Source organism: Haemophilus haemolyticus (assembly GCF_001008205.1).
Lineage (GTDB): Bacteria > Pseudomonadota > Gammaproteobacteria > Enterobacterales > Pasteurellaceae > Haemophilus > Haemophilus haemolyticus_Q.
Genome location: NZ_LCTK01000030.1, coordinates 69,483 through 89,683, shown reverse-complemented (window position 1 = coordinate 89,683; position 20,201 = coordinate 69,483). Strand labels below are relative to the sequence as shown.

Here is a 20,201-nt window from a genome sequence, read left to right as displayed (position 1 = left end):
AATAGCTTCACGTTCCTTCTCTGCATGGTGATAGCCAATGCCAATCAAGATTGTTTTACGGTGTGCTTCAGCAACTTTATCTACGGCTTTCACTAAAATAGCAAAAAACGAGTCTGTTACATCGGTGACAACCACACCAATAGTATCGGTGTTTTGTATTGCAAGGGCTTTAGCATTTGCATTGGGCTGATAATTAAGTTGCTCAATTGCTTGTTTTACGGCAAGGCGGGTATCTTCACTGACTGAGGGATGTTGATTTACAACACGAGAAACCGTAGCAATAGATACATGGGCTAATTCGGCTACATCATGAATGGTGCTCATAGAATGCTCTCCATAATGGAATCACGTTTCTTATTATGTTCTTTCTAGATAAAATTGAAAGCGGTTACTTTCTGATTTGTAACCGAGATCACAAAAAACTTTCAGAGATTTTCCCATTATGTGATACTGATCACGGTTTATTTTTGTGAATTTGCTATCTTATGCGTAGTCTTTTATGTAACCGTTTACAATTTAGAGAGGGAGCAATTATGAGTGATATTTTTGAGCCAACCGAGCATCCACATCGTCGCTATAATCCGTTAATTGATCAATGGGTTTTGGTATCACCACATCGTGCTAAGCGTCCATGGCAAGGGCAACAAGAAAAAGTGAATGAAGAACAAAAACCAAGTTATGATCCAACTTGTTATCTTTGCCCGAGTAATAAGCGTATTACAGGTGAGTTAAATCCAGATTATCGTAAACCTTATGTGTTTAAAAATGATTTTTCCGCGCTTTTAGAAGATACGCCAGCCCCTGAAAAATCCTCCGATCCACTTTTCCAAAGTTCTCAAGCTCGTGGTGAAAGTCGAGTCATTTGTTTCTCTCCAGATCACAGTAAAACATTGCCATTATTGACCGCACTTGAGATTGAGGAAGTGATTAAAGTATGGCAAGAGCAACTTCGTGAACTTGGTGCGAAATACCAATGGGTGCAAATTTTTGAAAACAAAGGGGCGGCAATGGGCTGTTCGAACCCACATCCACATGGTCAAATCTGGGCGAATAGTTTCTTGCCAAATGAAGTCGCTCGTGAAGATCGTACACAACGTGATTATTTGCTAAAACATGGCTCAGTAATGTTGGTTGATTATGTAAAACGAGAATTGGAGTTAAAGGAACGTATTGTCGTTGAAACTGAACATTGGGTAGCTTTAGTGCCTTATTGGGCTGTTTGGCCATTTGAAACATTGCTTCTACCAAAAACTCATGTAAAACGTTTAACTGAATTAAGTGACGAACAATCAAAAGATCTTGCGGTTATTTTGAAAAAATTGACGACCAAATACGACAATCTATTTGAGACCTCTTTCCCATATTCAATGGGATTTCATGCGGCACCATTTAATGGCGAAGATAACGAACATTGGCAGCTACATGCTCATTTTTATCCTCCTCTTTTACGCTCAGCAACTGTGCGTAAATTTATGGTGGGATATGAAATGTTAGGCGAAAGCCAACGCGATTTAACGGCAGAACAGGCTGCAGAGCGATTACGTGCTTTGAGTGAAGTTCATTATAAAGAAAGAACTAAATAATATAGCCAGCCACCTCTTTAGCAAAGAGGGGGGCAGATCGAGTACAGATTTAATATATAAAGGATAGAAATATGACCCCAATCCAAAAATCCCAACACATTTTCACCCAAAAATATAACAAACAACCTGAATTGACCATCTATGCGCCTGGCCGAGTCAATATCATCGGCGAACATACCGATTACAACGATGGCTTTGTTATGCCTTGTGCGATTAATTTTGGTACGGCTGTTTCTGGTACAAAACGAGATGATCATATTTGGAATGTTTATGCGGCGGATCTTGATGAAATTGATGAATTTTCTCTCAATGTTGAAATTCCGAAGAGTGAACACAAATGGGCTAATTACGTGCGTGGGGTTGTAAAATTTATCCAAGAACGTTACCCGCACTTTCAACAAGGTGCAAATTTAGTGATTTCTGGAAATGTGCCGCTTTCCTCTGGATTAAGTTCATCTGCAGCGTTAGAAGTTTCGGTGGGTAAATTTTGCCAACAACTTGGTGATTTACCGCTTTCTCATACGGATATTGCCTTGAATGGACAAAAAGCGGAAAACCAATTTGTTGGAGCAAATTGTGGCAATATGGATCAGTTAATTTCGGCACTTGGGCAGGAAAATCACTTACTGATGATCGATTGTCGTAGCCTTGAAACCACTCCAACACCCGTGCCACAAGATGTTGCCGTGATTATTGTGAATTCAAACGTACCGCACGATTTGGTAACGGGGGAATACAATACTCGCCGTCAGCAATGTGAAGAGGCAGCAAAATTTTTTGGAGTAAAAGCGTTGCGTGATGTTTCAGTTGAACAATTCCGAAAAAGAGAAGCAGAATTGACCGCACTTTCTCCATTAGCAGCAAAACGTGCTCGTCATGTCGTAACAGAAAATCAACGAGTGCTCGATGCAGTAGAAGCATTGAAGAAAAATGATTTGACCCGTTTAGGTGAGTTAATGGGGGAATCTCATGATTCAATGCGTGATGATTTTGAAATCACCGTGCCACAAATTGATTATTTAGTTGAATTGGCTCAACTTGTTATTGGCAAAAGTGGCGGTGCACGTATGACGGGCGGCGGTTTTGGTGGTTGTATTGTCGCACTTGCGCCGCATGATAAAGTCGATGCAGTTCGTAAAATTATTGCTGATAATTACGAGAAAACGACTGGTTTAAAAGAAACTTTTTATGTGTGCACAGCATCACAAGGTGTTCGAGTAATTTAAGAGAAAATGATGTTAGATCAAACCACTTTTAATGCGCCTGATGGTGCACCTTATCAGCTTGTAACACTGCAAAATGAAAATGGGATGCGTGTTCAATTTATGGATTGGGGCGCAACTTGGCTTTCTTGTAAAGTGCCAGTAAATGGCACTTTACGCGAGGTTTTATTGGGTTGTAAGATAGAGAATTATCCCACTCATCAAAGCTATTTAGGTGCAAGTGTTGGGCGTTATGCAAATCGTATTGCAAATGCTCAATTTGAATTGAATGGCGAACTTATTAAATTAAGTAGTAATCAAGGTAAACACCAGCTTCATGGTGGAGAGGGTTTTGATAAACGCCGTTGGAACATCCAAAAGTGCGGTGAAAATTTTGTGTGTTTTTCATTATACTCAGAGGATGGCGATCAGGGTTTTCCTGGTAATGTGGGTGTGTCTGTAACCTATACGCTAACAGATGATAATAGCGTAAAAATTGAATATGCAGGGATGAGTGATAAGGATACTGCATTGAACCTAACGAATCACGCCTATTTCAATTTAGAAAATGCAGTACAAGGCAGTGACGTGCGTGAACATATATTACGTTTAAATGCTGATTTTTATCTGCCTGTAGATAATGAGGGGATTCCTAATTCTCCATTAAAGCACGTAGTGAATACAAGTTTTGACTTCCGTATTGCTAAACCCATAAAACAAGATTTTTTACAAGGGGATCAGCAAGCAACAAAAGGTTACGATCATTCCTTTATTGTCAATAAAGCTTGGCAAAAGCCTTGTGTGTTACTGACTTCTCCAACTGGTGATTTAAGTTTAGAAGTAAGAACCTCGCAAGCCGCATTGCAGGTTTATACGGGTAATTATCTTGCTGGCACACCAACGAGAAATGGTGGAAAATATGCCGATTTTTCTGGCGTAGCACTAGAAACTCAATGTTTACCCGACACGCCTAATCATCCTGAATGGCAAAATTACGGTGGGATTCAAAAAGCAGGCGAGCAATATTATCAATGGACGGAGTTTAAGTTCTTATAGAATGAAGTGCGGTAGAAAATAAAGAGATATTTCACCGCACTTTTCTTTTCCCTTGCTTTATCTTTTGCTTTATTTTTGCGAAGATGCTCAAAATATGATACTTTTTCGCCGTCAATAAGACATCAACTACAAACCAATATGAACGACGAACAGCAAAATTCAAACCAACCTGAAAATACGAAAAAACCTTTTTTCCAATCTTTATTTGGTCGCTTTTTTCAAGGTGAACTAAAAAATCGTGAAGAACTTGTCGAAGTGATTCGAGATTCAGAACAAAACGATTTAATTGATCAAAATACGCGTGAAATGATTGAAGGCGTGATGGAAATCGCGGAGCTTCGTGTTCGCGATATTATGATTCCTCGTTCACAAATTATTTTTATTGAAGATCAACAAGATTTAAATACTTGTTTAAACACAATTATTGAATCCGCTCATTCTCGTTTTCCTGTGATTGCCGATGCGGATGATCGCGATAATATCGTGGGTATTTTGCATGCGAAAGATTTATTGAAATTTTTACGAGAAGATGCGGAAGAGTTTGATTTATCTTCATTATTGCGCCCTGTCGTGATTGTGCCAGAAAGCAAAAGAGTGGATCGTATGTTGAAAGATTTCCGCTCTGAGCGTTTCCATATGGCTATTGTGGTGGACGAATTTGGTGCGGTATCAGGTCTTGTTACTATTGAAGATATTTTGGAACAAATTGTTGGCGATATTGAAGATGAGTTTGATGAAGAAGAAGTCGCGGATATTCGTCAGCTTTCTCGTCATACTTATGCTGTGCGTGCGCTCACCGATATTGATGATTTCAATGCACAATTTAATACGGATTTTGATGATGAAGAAGTGGATACCATTGGCGGGCTGATTATGCAAACTTTTGGTTATTTACCAAAACGTGGTGAAGAAATTACGTTGAAAAATCTTCAATTTAAAGTTACTTCGGCAGATAGTCGCCGATTGATTCAACTTCGAGTGACTGTGCCAGATGAACATTTGGTAGAAATGGATGATGTGGAAGAAAAAGCCGAATAGCATTTTATCATCCTCAATGATGGCGCGCGTTTTCTAACGCGTGCTTTTTATTTACTTGAAATGGAATTTCAAATTTCAACACAAAAGACGCTCGTAAGGGCGTGCAAAATATATTGAATTTATGAATAAATATTTTACTTATCTTATTGCGCTTATATCTGGTTTAGTCGGTGTTTTTGCCTTTTCGCCATTTGATTATTGGCCTTTAGCCTATGTTTCTTTACTCGGTTTACTTTATGTCGCTAAAAATCCTAAAAAATCCACCGCACTTTTAGCGACGTTTTTGTGGTCGATGGGATTTTTCTGCTTTGGGGTAAGTTGGCTTAATGTCAGTATTCACCAATTTGGTGGCGCGTCTTTAGGTGTGAGTTATTTCCTTGTTGCTTTACTTGCGGCTTATCTTGCGCTATACCCGATGCTCTTTACCTATTTTGTTCAGCGTTTTCAAGTTAAAAGTGCGGTAATTTTTGCCGTGATTTGGACATTGACAGAATTTTTACGAGGTTGGATTTTTACCGGTTTTCCTTGGCTTCAGTTTGGTTATACACAAATTGAAAGTCCATTTTATGGCATAGCCCCGATTTTTGGGGTAACAGGATTAACGTTTTTTACCGTTTGGGCAAGTGCGGTGATGTTTAATTTTGTTTTATCTTTATTTAAAACGAAAAATCTTAAATTAGTCTTGTCGAACGTTTTGCTATTGATCATTGTGGGGGGATTAAGTACTTATTCATCCCAAATTCACTTTGTAAAAGCTGTTGAAGATAAGGCAATTTCAGTCACGCTTGCACAAGGAAATATTGAACAAAATCTCAAATGGGATCCAGCTTATTTCTATTCTACTTTGGAGATTTATCAAAAATTAATCGCAGAAAATCTTGGTAAAACAGATTTAATTATTTTGCCTGAATCCGCATTGCCAACTCTTGAAAATGCGATTACCCCATTTTTTGAAGGATTAGATCGTGCTGCTAAAGAAGCGAAAACGGAGATAATGGTTGGAACGGTATTCCAAGATACGAAATCTGGTAAATTGCTTAATTCTATTATGACTGCTGGAAACCCTGATTTTCCTTATCAGCCCGATACATCAAATCGTTATAGTAAGCATCACCTTGTGCCGTTCGGTGAATATGTTCCACTAGAAAGTATTCTGCGACCACTTAATTCAGTGTTTAATTTGCCGATGTCTGCATTTCAAAGCGGGGACGCGATTCAGCCATCTTTAATGGCAAAAAAACGCGCTTTTTCGCCAGCAATTTGCTATGAGATTATTTTTGGTGAACAAGTGCGGAAAAATTTGAAACAAGATACGGATTATTTGCTCACAATTTCTAATGACGCCTGGTTTGGTGATTCGATTGGGCCTTGGCAACATTTACAGATGGCAAGAATGCGCGCTTTAGAATTGGGTAAACCGCTTATTCGTGCAACGAATACTGGGATTTCAGTCTTTGTTGATGCACAAGGTAAGGTGTTAGCACAGGCACCGCAGTTTATTGAAACAACGTTGACGCATAAGATTGCACCAGCGGAAGGTAAAACCCCTTATTCTGCGTTGGGAAATATGCCTTTATATGCTTTATCATTGTTGTTTTTAGTATTACACGGCATGATGGCGTTTGTTCGTCGTAAGATGAACCTTTCACAAAAACGCTAGTCAAAACGACCGCACTTTTTATTTATAAACGAGATTTTAATGAATCAAAATCTAATTGAAGTTAAGAATCTCACCTTTAAACGCGGTGATCGCGTGATTTACGATAACCTGAATTTGCAAGTAAAAAAAGGAAAAATCACTGCGATCATGGGGCCGTCGGGGATTGGTAAAACCACTTTACTTAAATTGATAGGTGGGCAGCTAATACCAGAACAAGGTGAAATTTTGTTTGATGGACAAGATATTTGTCGTCTATCTAATCGTGAACTGTACGAAGTACGCAAGCGGATGGGGATGTTATTCCAATCGGGTGCGCTTTTTACGGATATTTCTACTTTTGATAATGTCGCTTTTCCAATTCGTGAACATACGCATTTGCCTGAAAGTTTAATTCGCCAAATCGTATTGATGAAATTGGAGGCGGTTGGGTTGCGAGGCGCTGCCGCATTGATGCCTTCAGAACTTTCTGGTGGTATGGCTCGTCGAGCTGCATTAGCACGCGCTATTGCGCTTGACCCTGATCTAATTATGTTTGATGAGCCATTTACTGGGCAAGATCCAATTAGTATGGGCGTAATTTTGAGCCTGATTAAACGATTAAATGAAGCATTAAATTTGACTTCTATCGTGGTGTCACACGATGTGGAGGAAGTATTGAGTATTGCAGATTATGCCTATATTATTGCAGACCAAAAAGTCATCGCAGAAGGAACATCTGAGCAGCTTGTACAAAGCCAAGATCCGCGGGTGGTGCAATTCTTAAAAGGTGAATCTGATGGTCCTGTGCGCTTTAAGTACCCAGCGCAAGATTATGTGAAGGAATTATTTGAATGATCGTCAATTTTATTTCTGCTTTGGGAAAACAGGTGATTGATTTTTTCCGTGCATTAGGGCGAGCAGGCTTTATGTTATTTGGCGCATTGATCGGTAAGCCACAAATTCGCAAGCATTTTCCTTTGCTTGTGAAGCAAATGCATGTTTTAGGTGTCCAATCGTTACTCATTATTTTGTTGTCCGGTTTATTTATTGGAATGGTATTAGGACTACAAGGTTATGTCGTGTTAGTCGATTTTTCTGCTGAAACAAGTTTGGGGCAACTTGTGGCACTTTCTCTTTTACGAGAATTAGGGCCTGTTGTTACCGCACTTTTATTTGCTGGTCGGGCGGGTTCGGCTTTAACGGCTGAAATAGGCTTAATGAAAGCCACTGAACAACTTTCTAGTCTTGAAATGATGGCGGTTGATCCTTTACGTCGAGTGATTGCACCTCGTTTTTGGGCAGGAGTTATTTCCATGCCAATTTTGTCAATCTTGTTTATCGCGATTGGTATTTGGGGCGGTTCCTTAGTTGGTGTTGATTGGAAAGGTGTTGATTCAGGCAGCTTTTGGTCTGTTATGCAAAATTCCGTGAGTTGGAGCTATGATATTTTAAATGGCTTTATTAAAGCGGTTTTCTTTGCTGTAGCCGTAACTTGGATTGCGCTGTTCAATGGTTATGATTGTATGCCAACATCAGAAGGTATCAGCCAAGCTACAACACGAACAGTTGTGCATGCATCGCTTGTTGTTCTAGGATTAGATTTTATTTTGACTGCTATTATGTTTGGAGCAGGTTAAGGATTTTTTTATGAGACAAACAATTAAATATGAATTTGGGGTCGGGTTATTTTTATTACTTGGTATTGTAGCCTTAGTTTTTTTAGGTTTACGCGTAGCCAACGTACAAGGTTTTGGTGAGGCGAAATCTTATACTGTGACGGCAACTTTTGATAATATTGGTGGATTAAAAGTACGTGCACCATTAAAAGTTGGTGGAGTGGTTATTGGGCGTGTGAGCGGTATTACGCTTGATGAAAAAAGCTATTTACCAAAAGTCAGTATTGCAATTAATCAGGAATATAATGAAATCCCAGAAAACAGTTCTTTATCAATTAAGACGTCGGGCTTATTAGGTGAGCAATATATTGCCTTGACAATGGGATTTGATGATGGTGAATCAGCTATGCTTAAAGAGGGTAGCCAAATTCAAGATACAAAATCTGCTATGGTGTTGGAGGATTTAATCGGCCAATTCCTTTACGGCGATAAAAAATCTGATGGTAACAGTGAAAAGACTGAGCCTACAGTACAATAACAACTAACATTTATTTAGGAGATTTATGATGAAATTTTTCCAAGTGAAAAAATGGTTTGCAGTTTTAACCTTAGTATTTACCGCACTTTTTACTGCAGGTACAGCTATGGCTGAAACAAGCCCTTATGTATTGATGCAACAAGCGTCAGATAAATTGTTTTCTGATATTCAGGCAAATCAAAGCCAGATTAAAAAGAACCCAAATTATCTACGTACTATAGTTCGTAATGATTTACTGCCTTATGTTCAAGTCAATTATGCAGGTTCTTTGGTGCTAGGTTCTCATTTTAAATCGACTACACCTGAACAACGTGAAAAATTCTTTAAAGCTTTTGGTGATTTTATTGAACAAGCTTATGCACAAGTATTAACGGCATATTCAAATCAACAAATTCAAATCGAGCCAGAAAAAGCATTAGGCGACAAAAACTTAGTAAATATTCGTGTGAATATCATTCAAGTTAACGGAGCGGCGCCAATTAAATTAGATTTTAAATGGCGTAAAAATAGTAAAACTGGCGAATGGCAAGCTTATGACATGGTTGCTGAAGGTGTGAGCATGGTTGTGACAAAACAACAAGAATGGAGTGGTATCTTACGTCAACATGGCATTGATGCATTAACTGCACAAGTACAAAAATCAGCTGCCCAACCTGTAACATTAAGCAAATAATCTTGTTGCCATGTTAAATTGGGATTTAAAGAAAAATGGTGATAAGATAGCGCTCCTTTTGTCAGGGGAGCTATCTCGCAACACGTTGTTGCCTATGTGGCAGCAACGTGACGTTTTTTTATCAGCTAATGCGCTTGATAAAACGGTTGTTGAATGGGATTTGTCTGGTATTCAACATATTGATTCAGCTGGTTTTGCAGCTCTTTGTGATTTTTTACGAGAGTGTCAAAAGTTTAACAAAACAGTGCGATTAGTTCATCCACCAAAACAATTATTAACCCTTGCAGATCTTGTTGGTTTGTCTGATTGGATCGCAAATTTTACAGATCTTAATTAAACGGAAATCTGATGGAACTTCAAGAAATTGAACGAATTTTAAAAGAAGCGCTAAACGTAGAAGAGGTTTATGCTCAAGGTGAAAATGCGCATTTTGGCGTGATTGTAGTGAGTGATGAAATTGCTGCACTTTCTCGCGTAAAACAACAACAAACAATTTATGCTCCGTTAATGGCTTATTTTACTACTGGCGAAATTCACGCGTTAACAATTAAAACTTACACCACTGAAAAGTGGAAACGTGATCGTGCATTAAACCAACTTAATTAAGGATTCAAAAAATGGAAAAATTTCGTGTTTATGGGCAATCTCGTTTAAGTGGAAGCGTGAATATTTCAGGTGCAAAAAATGCCGCACTTCCAATTCTTTTTGCCGCTATTTTGGCAACAGAACCAGTTAAACTCACGAACGTGCCTGCGCTTAAAGATATTGAAACCACTTTGAAAATTTTACGTAAATTAGGCGTGGTGGTAGATCGTGATGAAACTGGCGCAGTTTTATTAGATGCATCGAATATTGATCATTTCACTGCACCTTATGAATTGGTTAAAACCATGCGTGCTTCGATTTGGGCATTGGCGCCTTTAGTCGCTCGTTTTCATCAAGGCCAAGTATCTTTGCCTGGTGGTTGCTCTATCGGTGCTCGTCCAGTTGATCTCCATATTAGTGGTTTAGAAAAATTAGGCGCAGACATCGTTCTTGAAGAAGGATATGTAAAAGCACAAGTATTAGATCGTCTTGTGGGAACTCGCATTGTAATGGAAAAAGTAAGCGTGGGTGCAACTTTATCTATTATGATGGCAGCAACCCTTGCGAAAGGAATCACCGTGATTGAAAACGCGGCTCGTGAGCCTGAAATTGTAGATACTGCTGAGTTCCTCAATAAAATGGGTGCGAAAATATCTGGTGCAGGTTCTGATCACATTACGATTGAAGGTGTTGAACGTTTAACTGGTTGTGAGCATAGTGTCGTGCCAGATCGTATTGAAACAGGTACATTCTTAATTGCCGCAGCAATCTCAGGCGGTCGTGTTGTTTGTCAAAATACTAAATCTGATACTTTAGATGCAGTGATCGATAAACTTCGTGAAGCTGGCGCTCAAGTTGATGTTACAGAGAATAGTATCACCTTAGATATGCTTGGAAATCGCCCTAAAGCAGTGAATATTCGTACTGCGCCACATCCGGGTTTCCCTACTGATATGCAGGCTCAATTCACCTTATTAAATATGGTGGCAGAGGGCACGAGTATTATTACCGAAACGATTTTTGAAAATCGTTTTATGCATATTCCTGAATTAATTCGCATGGGTGGGAAAGCTGAAATTGAAGGGAATACTGCGGTATGTCATGGTGTTGAACAGTTGTCTGGTGCAGAAGTGATGGCGACAGATTTACGCGCATCAATCAGTTTGGTTCTTGCAGGTTGTATCGCAACAGGTGAAACTATTGTAGATCGTATTTATCATATCGATCGTGGTTACGAACATATCGAAGATAAATTACGTGGTCTAGGTGCGAAAATTGAACGTTTTTCTGGAAGTGATGAAGCGTAATTAGGTACATTACTTTTCTATTAAATATTACAAGTTTATTTATAATCTTAAATTTCTACTAATGCCTTTCTTTAGAAAGGCATTTTTTTACTGAAATTTTATAAGAGTAGATTGATTACATTGTTTAGAAATGTGTTTTTCTACAAGAAAGTGCGGTAGATTATTTTCTTGTTTTGATAGTAATTGGCCATATCTCGCTTTGTTATAACTAAAATTCATAAAATATAAATAAATAATCTTGTTTTTTTATAAGTTTGATTTTTATAATCACGCTTAGACAAACACAACACAAGGAATAAAAAATGAAAAAATTATTTTTTACAACCGCATTTTTAAGTGCGGGTATTGCTTTCTCTGCATTTTCTCACGCTGGTGAAATTGCTGACCGCGTTGAAAAAACTAAAACTTTATTAGTGGGAACGGAGGGTACTTATGCTCCATTTACTTTCCATGGTAAAGACGGAAAATTGACAGGTTTTGATGTAGAAATCATTGAGAAAGTGGCAGAAAAATTAGGTTTGAAAATTGAATTTAAAGAAACTGCTTGGGATGGAATGTATGCAGGTTTGAATGCAAAACGATTTGATGTTATTGCAAACCAAACGAATCCAAGTCCAGAGCGCTTAAAAAAATATGATTATTCTGCGCCTTATAATTATTCTGCTGGGGTTATTGTGACGAAAGAAAATAATAACAGCATTAAGACTTTCTCTGATTTAAAAGGTAAAAAATCAGCTCAATCAGCGACGAGTAACTGGAGCAAAGATGCTCGTGATAATGGTGCGATTATTGTGACAGTAGATAGCCTTGCGCAAAATCTTGAAGCAGTCAAACAAGAACGCGTTGATGCAACAGTGAATGATAAATTAGCGGTGCTTGATTATTTCAAAAAACAACCAAATGCAGGTTTAAAAATTGCCGTTGAGAGCGATAAGAAAATTCCAACAGGTTTTGCATTTTTGAAAGGTGAAGAAGAACTCATTGCAAAAGTGAATAAAGCACTAGATGAACTACGCCAAGACGGTACATTAAAACAACTTTCAATTAAATGGTTTGGTGATGACATTACTCAATAATTTGTTAGCGAGTCTTCCATTTATGAGTGCAGAACGAGCTGATTATGTAATCAGCTCGTTTTGGCCTATGTTGGAAGGCGCAATTTTATATACGATTCCCTTAGCCGTTATTTCCTTTTTTTGTGGTTTATTTATTGCTGTAATTGTTGCCGTAATTTGTACGCTTCCTCATCCAAATTTTATGACTAAACTTTTGCAAAGTATTTGTCGTGCTTATATTTCTATTATTCGTGGTACGCCAATGCTTGTGCAGATTTTTATTATTTTCTATGGATTGCCTGAAGTCGGCATTAAACTCGAGCCCTTCCCAACTGCAATTATTGCCTTCTCAGTCAATATCGGTGCTTATGCTGCAGAAACTGTGCGTGCATCCATTACTGCGATTCCAAAAGGGCAGTGGGAGGCTTCTTATGCTATAGGAATGAATTATCAACAGGCATTTATTCGCACGATTATGCCACAGGCATTACGCATTTCCGTGCCATCGCTTTCTAACACTTTTATTAGTACGGTGAAAGATACCTCTTTGGCTTCTTTAGTATGGATTGCAGAACTGTTTCGTGTCGCACAAAATATTACAGCTGAGAATTATGAGTTTATTTTGATTTATAGTGAGGCAGCATTGATTTATTGGGTTTTCTGCCTTGTGTTATCTATTGGTCAAATGCGTTTAGAAAAACGCCTTTCTCGTCACTTGTAAGGATTGTCTATGCTAAAAGTAAGTAATATTCAGAAAAACTTTAATGGCAATCATGTGTTAAAAGGCATTGATTTCGAAATTAATAAAGGTGAAGTGGTAGCAATTTTAGGGCCGTCTGGTTCAGGAAAAACTACCTTTTTACGTTGCTTAAACTTGCTTGAGAGACCAGAGCAAGGCATTTTGGAATTTACTGATGGTAGTCTAAAAATTGATTTTAACCAGAAAATTAGTAAAGCAGATGAATTGAAGTTGCGCCGACGTTCATCAATGGTATTTCAACAATATAATTTATTTCCTCATCGTTCTGCCCTTGAAAATATCATGGAAGGAATGGTTGTCGTACAAAAACAAGACAAGAGTCAGGCTAGAGAAAAGGCTCTTAGCTTGTTAGAGAAGGTAGGACTAAAAAATAAAGCGGATTTATTTCCATCTCAACTTTCTGGCGGTCAGCAACAGCGAGTGGGGATTGCCCGAGCCCTTGCAGTAAAACCTGATATTATTTTATTAGATGAACCTACATCGGCGTTAGATCCAGAATTGGTTGGCGAGGTGTTACAAACATTAAAGATGCTCGCTCAAGAAGGCTGGACAATGATTATTGTTACTCATGAAATGCAGTTTGCGAAAGATGTTGCAGATCGTGTAATTTTGATGGCGGATGGGCATATTGTAGAACAAAATACGGCAGATAAATTCTTTTCTTGCCCACAACATGAGCGAACTAAACAGTTCTTGCTACAAGCAAAAATACCACTTGAGCCAGATTATTGTATTTAAAGTGCGGTAAATTTTTAGAGAGTTTTCTAAATAATGTATTATTTTAGGATTTAATCGAAACGTGATGAATTTCACAAGTTGAGAATTAAATGTTTCTGGATCTTTACATTATCAACGCACAATGCAAGAATGATCGCATTCAAATTTAAGTCAACAGGAGTACATAATGACTTTGGCAGAACGTTTAAAACAAGAATTTGTTTCTGGCTGGAAACCCTTTGAGGTAGTTTGGCTTGCGCTTTTTATCATTGCGCAGGTTTGGGCTTATGTACAAGCGCCTGATTCCTGGTTAGCAATGATTTCTGGTATTTCCGGTATTTTGTGCGTGGTATTGGTAAGTAAAGGTAAAATTAGTAATTATTTCTTTGGATTAATTTTTGCTTACACTTATTTTTATGTCGCTTGGGGATCAAATTTCTTAGGCGAAATGAATACTGTACTCTATGTATATTTACCATCTCAATTTATTGGTTACTTCATGTGGAAAGCCAATATGCAAAATAGTGATGGTGGAGAAAGTGTGATTGCTAAATCTTTAACTGTTAAAGGATGGGGGACATTAATCGTTGTGACTACGGTTGGTACTTTACTTTTTGTTCAAGCATTACAAGCGGCTGGCGGAAGTTCAACAGGTTTAGATGGTCTAACTACAATTATTACGGTTGCTGCACAGATTTTAATGATTTTGCGTTATCGTGAACAGTGGTTGTTATGGATTGCTCTAAATATCCTTTCTATTTTCTTATGGGCAGAAACACCAGCCATGTACTTAATGTATTCAGCCTACTTACTTAACTCGTTGTACGGTTATTATAACTGGACGAAATTGGTTAAACGTATCTAAACATACTTAAGCAAACTTAGAAACAAAGAAGAGCGGTAATTTTACCGCTCTTCTTTCTTTGCTTTGAAGATTAACGCATGGTCACGAATTCTTCTGAACCCGTTGGGTGAACAGCCACGGTGTTATCAAAATCAGCTTTTGTTGCGCCCATTTTGATTGCTACGGCAAATCCTTGAATCATTTCATCTACACCGAAACCAATACCGTGTAAACCTACAATTTTTTCATCCTTGCCCACACAAACTAATTTCATTCGGCATGGTTGGCGATGTTGAGTTACCGCGGTATACATTGATGTGAAAGAGGATTTATATACCTTAACATTTTCAGCACCATATTGTTCGATAGCTTGAGGTTCAGTTAAACCTACGGTGCCGATTGGTGGATGGCTGAATACAACGGTTGGAACCAAATTGTAATCTAAATGTTCAGTCGGTTTATTATTGAATAAACGCTCAGAAAGGCGGCGACCTGCTGCAACTGCAACTGGTGTTAATTCAATGCCGTTTTCGATAATATCACCTACCGCATAAATGCCTTTCACATTAGTATTTTGATATTTATCTACTTTGACATAGCCGCCTTCATTCGTTTCTACGCCAGCATTTTCTAAGCCAATTTTATCTGTCGCAGGAACACGACCTGCCGCCCAAATAACACAGTCCACAGTAACATCAGATTGACCATCACATTTTACTGTAAGTGAACCATCTGCATTTTTAACAATTTCAGATGGTGTGGAATTGGTATGTAATTGAATTCCATCTTGCGCAAGCACTTCCACTAATGTTTCTACGATTAATGGATCTTGATTACGCATTGGCGCATGACGACGTACTAATAAATGCGTTTCCACGCCTAGGCTGTTTAATACACCAGAAAGTTCAACGGCAATATAGCCAGCCCCAATAACCGCAGCGCGTTTTGGTAATTCGGTTAATGCAAAGAAACCATCTGAATCAATGCCGTATTCTTGTCCTTTAATGTTTGGACGATATGGGCGACCACCTGTTGCGATTAAAATATGATCTGCGGTTACTTGCTCTTTTGTACCATCAGCAAGTGTTACTTCAATAGTATGCGCATCGACAAATTTTCCGAAACCGTTAATTAAATCAATGTTATTTTTCGCTAATACATTGTTATAAGATGTATGAATACGACCAATATAGGCTTGGCGACTTTCAATCAGTTTTGAAAAATCAAATTTTTTCACCTCAACATCAAAACCATAATCTGGTGCATAATTGTTAATCGCTTCTGCAATATGTGCACCATAAAACATTACTTTTTTAGGTACGCAACCTACATTTACACAAGTACCGCCAAGATGTTTTGCTTCAATGATTGCGCATTTTTTTCCATAGCTTGCAGCACGATTTAGAGATGCAATACCGCCACTGCCACCGCCAATAGCGATGTAATCATAATGTTTAGTCATAGTTTGATCCTTTTTTGAACTTAAAAATTTTCCGTATTTTGCCTAATTTTTATAAAGAATGCTATAAATTGATGTAATTGGTTATTATTAATAATCGTTCTATCCCCTTTTCTTTTTTAACTTTGATATGTTATCCTCTTTCCGTTACGAATCATTCTCATTTTAAGATGTTTAAACGGCGATACTTAGTTTTTCTATTAGTTTTACTTTCCGCTATTTCTCTTTTTCTTGGCATAAGTACGGTTAATTTACAGGGATTGCTCCATTTTAAAGGCAATCAATGGCAGATTTTTCTTGATAGTCGCGTGCCACGTTTAGTGAGTATTTTGATTGCAGGCGTGTCGTTGAGTATTTGTGGCTTAGTGATGCAGCAACTGAGCCGAAATCGTTTTGTATCGCCAACAACCGCTGGCACAATGGATAGCGCACGTCTTGGGATTTTGCTGGCGATTCTATTTTTTCCAGGAGCCTCGATGCTGCTGAAAACCACTATCACGGTACTGGTGTCTTTCCTTGGCTCGCTGTTATTTATGACAATCCTATCCCGCCTGAAATTCAAAGATACGATTTTTGTACCTTTAGTAGGGATGATGTTCGGCAATATCATTAGTTCGATCACTGCTTTTATCGCTTATCAACAAGATTTGTTGCAGAACCTTTCCGGCTGGTTACAAGGAGATTTTTCTCTTGTCATGAGCGGCCGCTACGAGCTGCTTTATTTCAGCATCCCTATGTTGATTGTGTCTTATCTATTTGCGCATCGTTTTTCTATCGTCGGAATGGGTAAAGATTTCGCTACTAATCTCGGCTTAAATTATAACCAAGTGCTTTATGTCGGCTTGATGATTGTGGCAACGGTGTCGTCGATTATTATTGTATCTGTCGGCGTGATTCCTTTTCTAGGCTTGATTGTGCCGAATCTCGTCACATTGTATTTGGGGGATAACTTGAAAAAAAACCTTTCTCACACCGCACTTTTAGGGGCTGTTTTTGTGTTGTTCTGCGATATTTTGGGGCGCGGCCTAATTTACCCTTACGAGATTTCTATTAATGCTGTTGTTGGCGTGATTGGTAGCGGCATTTTCTTGTATTTCTTATTGAAACGGGAGCGTTATGCGTAAATCATCGTTCCTTCATTTAGTGACTTTAGGGATTCTGGTGCTCGTGAGCATTTCCTTATATCTTGGCTATCATTTACCAAACCGCTGGCAATATGCTTTAACCAATCGCGCTTTATCGGTAACAGCGATTATTGTGACAGGCATTGCGATTGCATTAGCTACGATGCTTTTCCAAACAGTCGTAAATAATCGCATTCTCACGCCGAGCATTTTAGGGGTGGACTCACTGTATTTATTAATCCAAACAGGCATTTTGTTTTTATTCGGTTCAAACACGATACTTTCCCTCAATCCGATTACGCTTTTTCTCGGCAGCACCGGCGTGATGATTTGCTTTATGCTTGCGCTCTATCATTTTCTGTTCAAAAAGGAATCACAGAATATTTTCTTTTTATTGCTTGTCGGGATTGTGTTTGGCACGTTTTTTGGCAGTCTGACAACCTTTATGGAAGTATTGATTGACCCCAATGAATTCCAAATCTCGCAAGATATTGGCTTTGCTAGTTTCAACCGAATCAATACTCATATTCTTTGGTTAGCGTTGGTGATTTTGATTGTCGTCATACTGTTTAGCTTGCGTTATTGGAAATACTTGGATGTGCTAGCATTGGGGCGCGAACAGGCGATTAATTTGGGTGTGGATTATCAACCGATGATAAAAAAATTGCTGATTATTGTGGCAATTTTAATGTCTGTTTCCACCGCGCTTGTGGGACCATTGACTTTTTTAGGCTTGCTGGTGATGAATGTGACCTTTGAATTTATGCGTGATTATCGTCATAAATTCCTTATTCCGGCAGCCATGTTACTTTCCGTTTTTACCTTAGTAAGCGGACAATTTTTATTGGCGCAAGTGTTTACTTTCAGCACACCACTGAGCGTGATCATTAATTTTGTGGGCGGCATATATTTCCTTTCTCTGTTATTGAGAGCAAATAAAAAATGGCAATAGAAATCAAACATATTCATAAATCTTACGGCTCAAAAAAAGTGGTGGATGATGTATCACTCACCATTCCCACCGGGAAAATTACATCTTTTATCGGCCCGAATGGAGCAGGAAAAAGCACCCTTCTAGGCATTATCAGCCGATTGTTAGCAGCCGATAGCGGCGAAGTGTATCTGAATAATCAGTTACTGAATGAACAAAAAAGTACTGACATTGCGCGCCAATTAGCCATCTTAAAACAATCCAATCACATTAATTTGCGCATTACCGTGGAAGAATTGGTGGCATTCGGTCGTTTTCCTTATTCTAAAGGAAATCTCACCGAAAATGACCGCACTTTTATCAGCAACGCTATTGCTTATATGAATTTAGATGAAATTCGCCATCAACACATTGAAAACCTAAGTGGTGGACAACGCCAGCGCGCCTATATTGCGATGACTTTAGCGCAGGACACAGATTATATTTTGCTCGATGAACCGCTAAATAATTTGGATATGAAACATTCCGTGCAAATTATGCAGGTGCTGCATAAACTCGTCACGGAGCTGAATAAAACCGTCGTGATTGTGATTCATGATATCAATTTTGCGTCCTGTTATTCTGATTACATTATCGCCATGAAACAAGGTAAGCTCGTTGCGCAAGGTTCTGTGGAAGAAATGATGCAATCACCGGTGCTGCAGGATATTTACGAAATGACGATTCCGATTCAAGAAATTGATGGGAGAAGGATTGCGGTTTATTTTCGTCAGGAATGATCTTTTATTAAATAAAAATTATCTTGTCTTTTCACTGTTTGTGGGGGACAAAATACGTAGCATTTTGAGTGTTGGCTTTGCCAACGAGCCCTATGGAGAGAGCGTAGCGAATAACGTGCTCAAAGGGATGACGGAGCCATATAGGGTTCCCCTCTCAACTTTCGCACCTCCTCTGTAAACAGGGTGAGCGAAGCATTCTTTACCTTAATAACATTATACAAGGAAACACTATGAAAACATTGAAAAAACTCACTGCACTTAGTATTGCAGTTTTCGCAGCGGCAACGGTAAACGCACAAGACATCACTGTAAAAAGTACAGATGGTGAACAAATCGTGCCACTAAATCCACAAAAAGTAGTGGTGCTGGATTTTGGCGTAGCTGATACTATTCGCGCTTTAGGTGATGCTGGTAAAATCGTGGGCTTCCCGAAAGCAGGGCATATCCCGGCGTATTTGGTTGAGTTCAACCAAGACAAATTCAAAAACGTCGGCACCCTACCTGAACCAGCATTTGAAGCCATCAACGAACTCAATCCGGATTTAATTATCGCCGCGCCGCGCCAACAAAAATTGTTGGATAAATTGAAAGAAATCGCGCCGGTGTTCTATGTACAAAACGACTACGCCAATTATTACCCAAGTTTCCAAGAAAATGTGACCGCGCTTGGTAAAATTTTCAATAAAGACGCCGTGGCAAAAGAAAAATTGGATGCTTTAGAAAACAAAGTAGCGCAAGTAGCAAAAGATGCGAAAGGCAAAACGGCGTTGCTAGTGTTAGTAAATGAAAGCAAAATCAGCGCCTTTGGCGACAACTCGCGTTATAGCATGGTGTATCAAAAATTTGGCTTTAAACCGGCGGATCCGAATATTAAATCTTCCACTCATGGAATGAGCGTTGGTTTTGAATATATTTTAGAAAAAAATCCAGATTATTTACTTGTGGTGGATCGCACTGCGGCAGTCACCGACAAAGTAAACAATGCACAAAAAGTGCTTGATAATTCCCTCATCCAACAAACAAATGCATTTAAAAACAACCATATAGTATATTTAGATGCCGCAAATTGGTATTTGGCTTTTGGAGGATTGGAATCCATGGAGATTATTGCTGCGGAGCTTGAAAAAGCGGTGAAATAAACGCAATATTTTTCTTTTTTGATAAGTCGGCGGTTCTTTTGGCTCGCCGATTTTCTTTTTCACTCAAAAATCTAAATTTACACTTTACTAAAGCAATGCAAATCATTATCATTAATGTAATTTTAGGCTATTCTCTATTCCTTCTTTTTTATAATT

The 20,201-nt window shown here is 38.6% G+C and carries 22 protein-coding genes; 20 read left to right on the top strand and 2 right to left on the bottom strand.

From position 1 onward, the window contains the following. On the bottom strand, positions 1–324 hold a 324-nt coding region (locus AAX18_RS06735), incomplete at its 3' end, for a LacI family DNA-binding transcriptional regulator (protein WP_046953366.1). 209 nt (positions 325–533) lie between these two features. On the opposite strand from AAX18_RS06735, the gene galT reads away from it, so the two are divergent. From galT to pnuC, 16 genes are all read left to right on the top strand, one after another. Then, positions 534–1,583 carry a galactose-1-phosphate uridylyltransferase gene (galT, locus tag AAX18_RS06730; RefSeq protein ID WP_046953365.1) on the top strand — a complete coding sequence of 350 codons (1,050 nt, stop codon included), beginning with the start codon at positions 534–536 and terminating at the stop codon, positions 1,581–1,583. 71 nt (positions 1,584–1,654) lie between these two features. After that, positions 1,655–2,809: a galactokinase gene (gene galK, locus AAX18_RS06725; protein WP_046953364.1), complete on the top strand. Its 1,155-nt coding sequence runs from the start codon at positions 1,655–1,657 to the stop codon at positions 2,807–2,809. A 9-nt stretch (positions 2,810–2,818) separates the two neighbouring features. Next, a complete protein-coding gene (galM, locus tag AAX18_RS06720) occupies positions 2,819–3,841 on the top strand; it encodes a galactose-1-epimerase (RefSeq protein WP_046953363.1) in 1,023 nt (340 codons plus the stop codon). A gap of 138 nt (positions 3,842–3,979) precedes the next feature. Continuing rightward, on the top strand, positions 3,980–4,879 hold the full coding sequence (corC, locus tag AAX18_RS06715) for a CNNM family magnesium/cobalt transport protein CorC (RefSeq protein WP_046953362.1): 900 nt from the start codon (positions 3,980–3,982) through the stop codon (positions 4,877–4,879). Positions 4,880–5,000: 121 nt separating this feature from the next. Further along, the gene (lnt, locus tag AAX18_RS06710) at positions 5,001–6,539 is read left to right on the top strand and encodes an apolipoprotein N-acyltransferase (protein ID WP_046953361.1); all 1,539 of its coding nucleotides are present in this window, start codon (positions 5,001–5,003) and stop codon (positions 6,537–6,539) included. 39 nt (positions 6,540–6,578) lie between these two features. Beyond that, positions 6,579–7,373: a phospholipid ABC transporter ATP-binding protein MlaF gene (mlaF, locus tag AAX18_RS06705; RefSeq protein ID WP_046953360.1), complete on the top strand. Its 795-nt coding sequence runs from the start codon at positions 6,579–6,581 to the stop codon at positions 7,371–7,373. Further along, on the top strand, positions 7,370–8,155 hold the full coding sequence (gene mlaE, locus AAX18_RS06700) for a lipid asymmetry maintenance ABC transporter permease subunit MlaE (protein WP_005628334.1): 786 nt from the start codon (positions 7,370–7,372) through the stop codon (positions 8,153–8,155). Before mlaF ends, mlaE begins: the two co-directional genes overlap by 4 nt. 10 nt (positions 8,156–8,165) lie before the next feature. After that, complete coding sequence (mlaD, locus tag AAX18_RS06695; RefSeq protein WP_046953359.1) at positions 8,166–8,672, top strand: outer membrane lipid asymmetry maintenance protein MlaD; 507 nt, start codon at positions 8,166–8,168, stop codon at positions 8,670–8,672. Positions 8,673–8,700: 28 nt separating this feature from the next. Next, a complete protein-coding gene (gene mlaC, locus AAX18_RS06690) occupies positions 8,701–9,345 on the top strand; it encodes a phospholipid-binding protein MlaC (RefSeq protein ID WP_196296020.1) in 645 nt (214 codons plus the stop codon). Between the two features lie 10 nt (positions 9,346–9,355). Next, positions 9,356–9,682 (top strand): STAS domain-containing protein, encoded by a 327-nt coding sequence (locus AAX18_RS06685; RefSeq protein WP_046953357.1) that lies wholly within the window; start codon positions 9,356–9,358, stop codon positions 9,680–9,682. A gap of 11 nt (positions 9,683–9,693) precedes the next feature. Beyond that, the gene (locus tag AAX18_RS06680) at positions 9,694–9,951 is read left to right on the top strand and encodes a BolA family protein (RefSeq protein ID WP_005628347.1); all 258 of its coding nucleotides are present in this window, start codon (positions 9,694–9,696) and stop codon (positions 9,949–9,951) included. 11 nt (positions 9,952–9,962) lie between these two features. Beyond that, complete coding sequence (gene murA, locus AAX18_RS06675; RefSeq protein ID WP_046953356.1) at positions 9,963–11,237, top strand: UDP-N-acetylglucosamine 1-carboxyvinyltransferase; 1,275 nt, start codon at positions 9,963–9,965, stop codon at positions 11,235–11,237. A 302-nt stretch (positions 11,238–11,539) separates the two neighbouring features. Continuing rightward, positions 11,540–12,313 (top strand): amino acid ABC transporter substrate-binding protein, encoded by a 774-nt coding sequence (locus AAX18_RS06670; protein WP_046953355.1) that lies wholly within the window; start codon positions 11,540–11,542, stop codon positions 12,311–12,313. After that, positions 12,297–13,013 (top strand): amino acid ABC transporter permease, encoded by a 717-nt coding sequence (locus AAX18_RS06665; protein WP_046953354.1) that lies wholly within the window; start codon positions 12,297–12,299, stop codon positions 13,011–13,013. The genes AAX18_RS06670 and AAX18_RS06665 overlap by 17 nt, the downstream gene beginning before the upstream one ends. Positions 13,014–13,022: 9 nt before the next feature. After that, entirely contained in the window at positions 13,023–13,790 is a 768-nt protein-coding gene (locus tag AAX18_RS06660; RefSeq protein ID WP_046953353.1) for an amino acid ABC transporter ATP-binding protein, read from the top strand. Positions 13,791–13,956: 166 nt separating this feature from the next. Further along, positions 13,957–14,634 (top strand): nicotinamide riboside transporter PnuC, encoded by a 678-nt coding sequence (gene pnuC, locus AAX18_RS06655; protein ID WP_046953352.1) that lies wholly within the window; start codon positions 13,957–13,959, stop codon positions 14,632–14,634. A 70-nt stretch (positions 14,635–14,704) separates the two neighbouring features. Here pnuC and gorA read toward each other — a convergent pair whose 3' ends face one another. Then, positions 14,705–16,075 (bottom strand): glutathione-disulfide reductase, encoded by a 1,371-nt coding sequence (gorA, locus tag AAX18_RS06650; RefSeq protein ID WP_046953351.1) that lies wholly within the window; start codon positions 16,073–16,075, stop codon positions 14,705–14,707. Between the two features lie 167 nt (positions 16,076–16,242). On the opposite strand from gorA, the gene AAX18_RS06645 reads away from it, so the two are divergent. The 4 genes from AAX18_RS06645 (at position 16,243) to AAX18_RS06630 (ending at position 20,045) form a co-directional block, all read left to right on the top strand. Then, complete coding sequence (locus AAX18_RS06645; RefSeq protein ID WP_046953350.1) at positions 16,243–17,196, top strand: ABC transporter permease; 954 nt, start codon at positions 16,243–16,245, stop codon at positions 17,194–17,196. Further along, a complete protein-coding gene (locus AAX18_RS06640; RefSeq protein WP_046953349.1) occupies positions 17,189–18,148 on the top strand; it encodes an iron chelate uptake ABC transporter family permease subunit in 960 nt (319 codons plus the stop codon). Before AAX18_RS06645 ends, AAX18_RS06640 begins: the two co-directional genes overlap by 8 nt. After that, a complete protein-coding gene (locus AAX18_RS06635) occupies positions 18,139–18,906 on the top strand; it encodes an iron ABC transporter ATP-binding protein (RefSeq protein ID WP_005628364.1) in 768 nt (255 codons plus the stop codon). The genes AAX18_RS06640 and AAX18_RS06635 overlap by 10 nt, the downstream gene beginning before the upstream one ends. A 230-nt stretch (positions 18,907–19,136) precedes the next feature. Further along, positions 19,137–20,045, top strand: a complete 909-nt coding sequence (locus AAX18_RS06630) for a siderophore ABC transporter substrate-binding protein (RefSeq protein ID WP_005628366.1) — start codon at positions 19,137–19,139, stop codon at positions 20,043–20,045. The last annotated feature ends 156 nt before the right edge of the window (positions 20,046–20,201 follow it).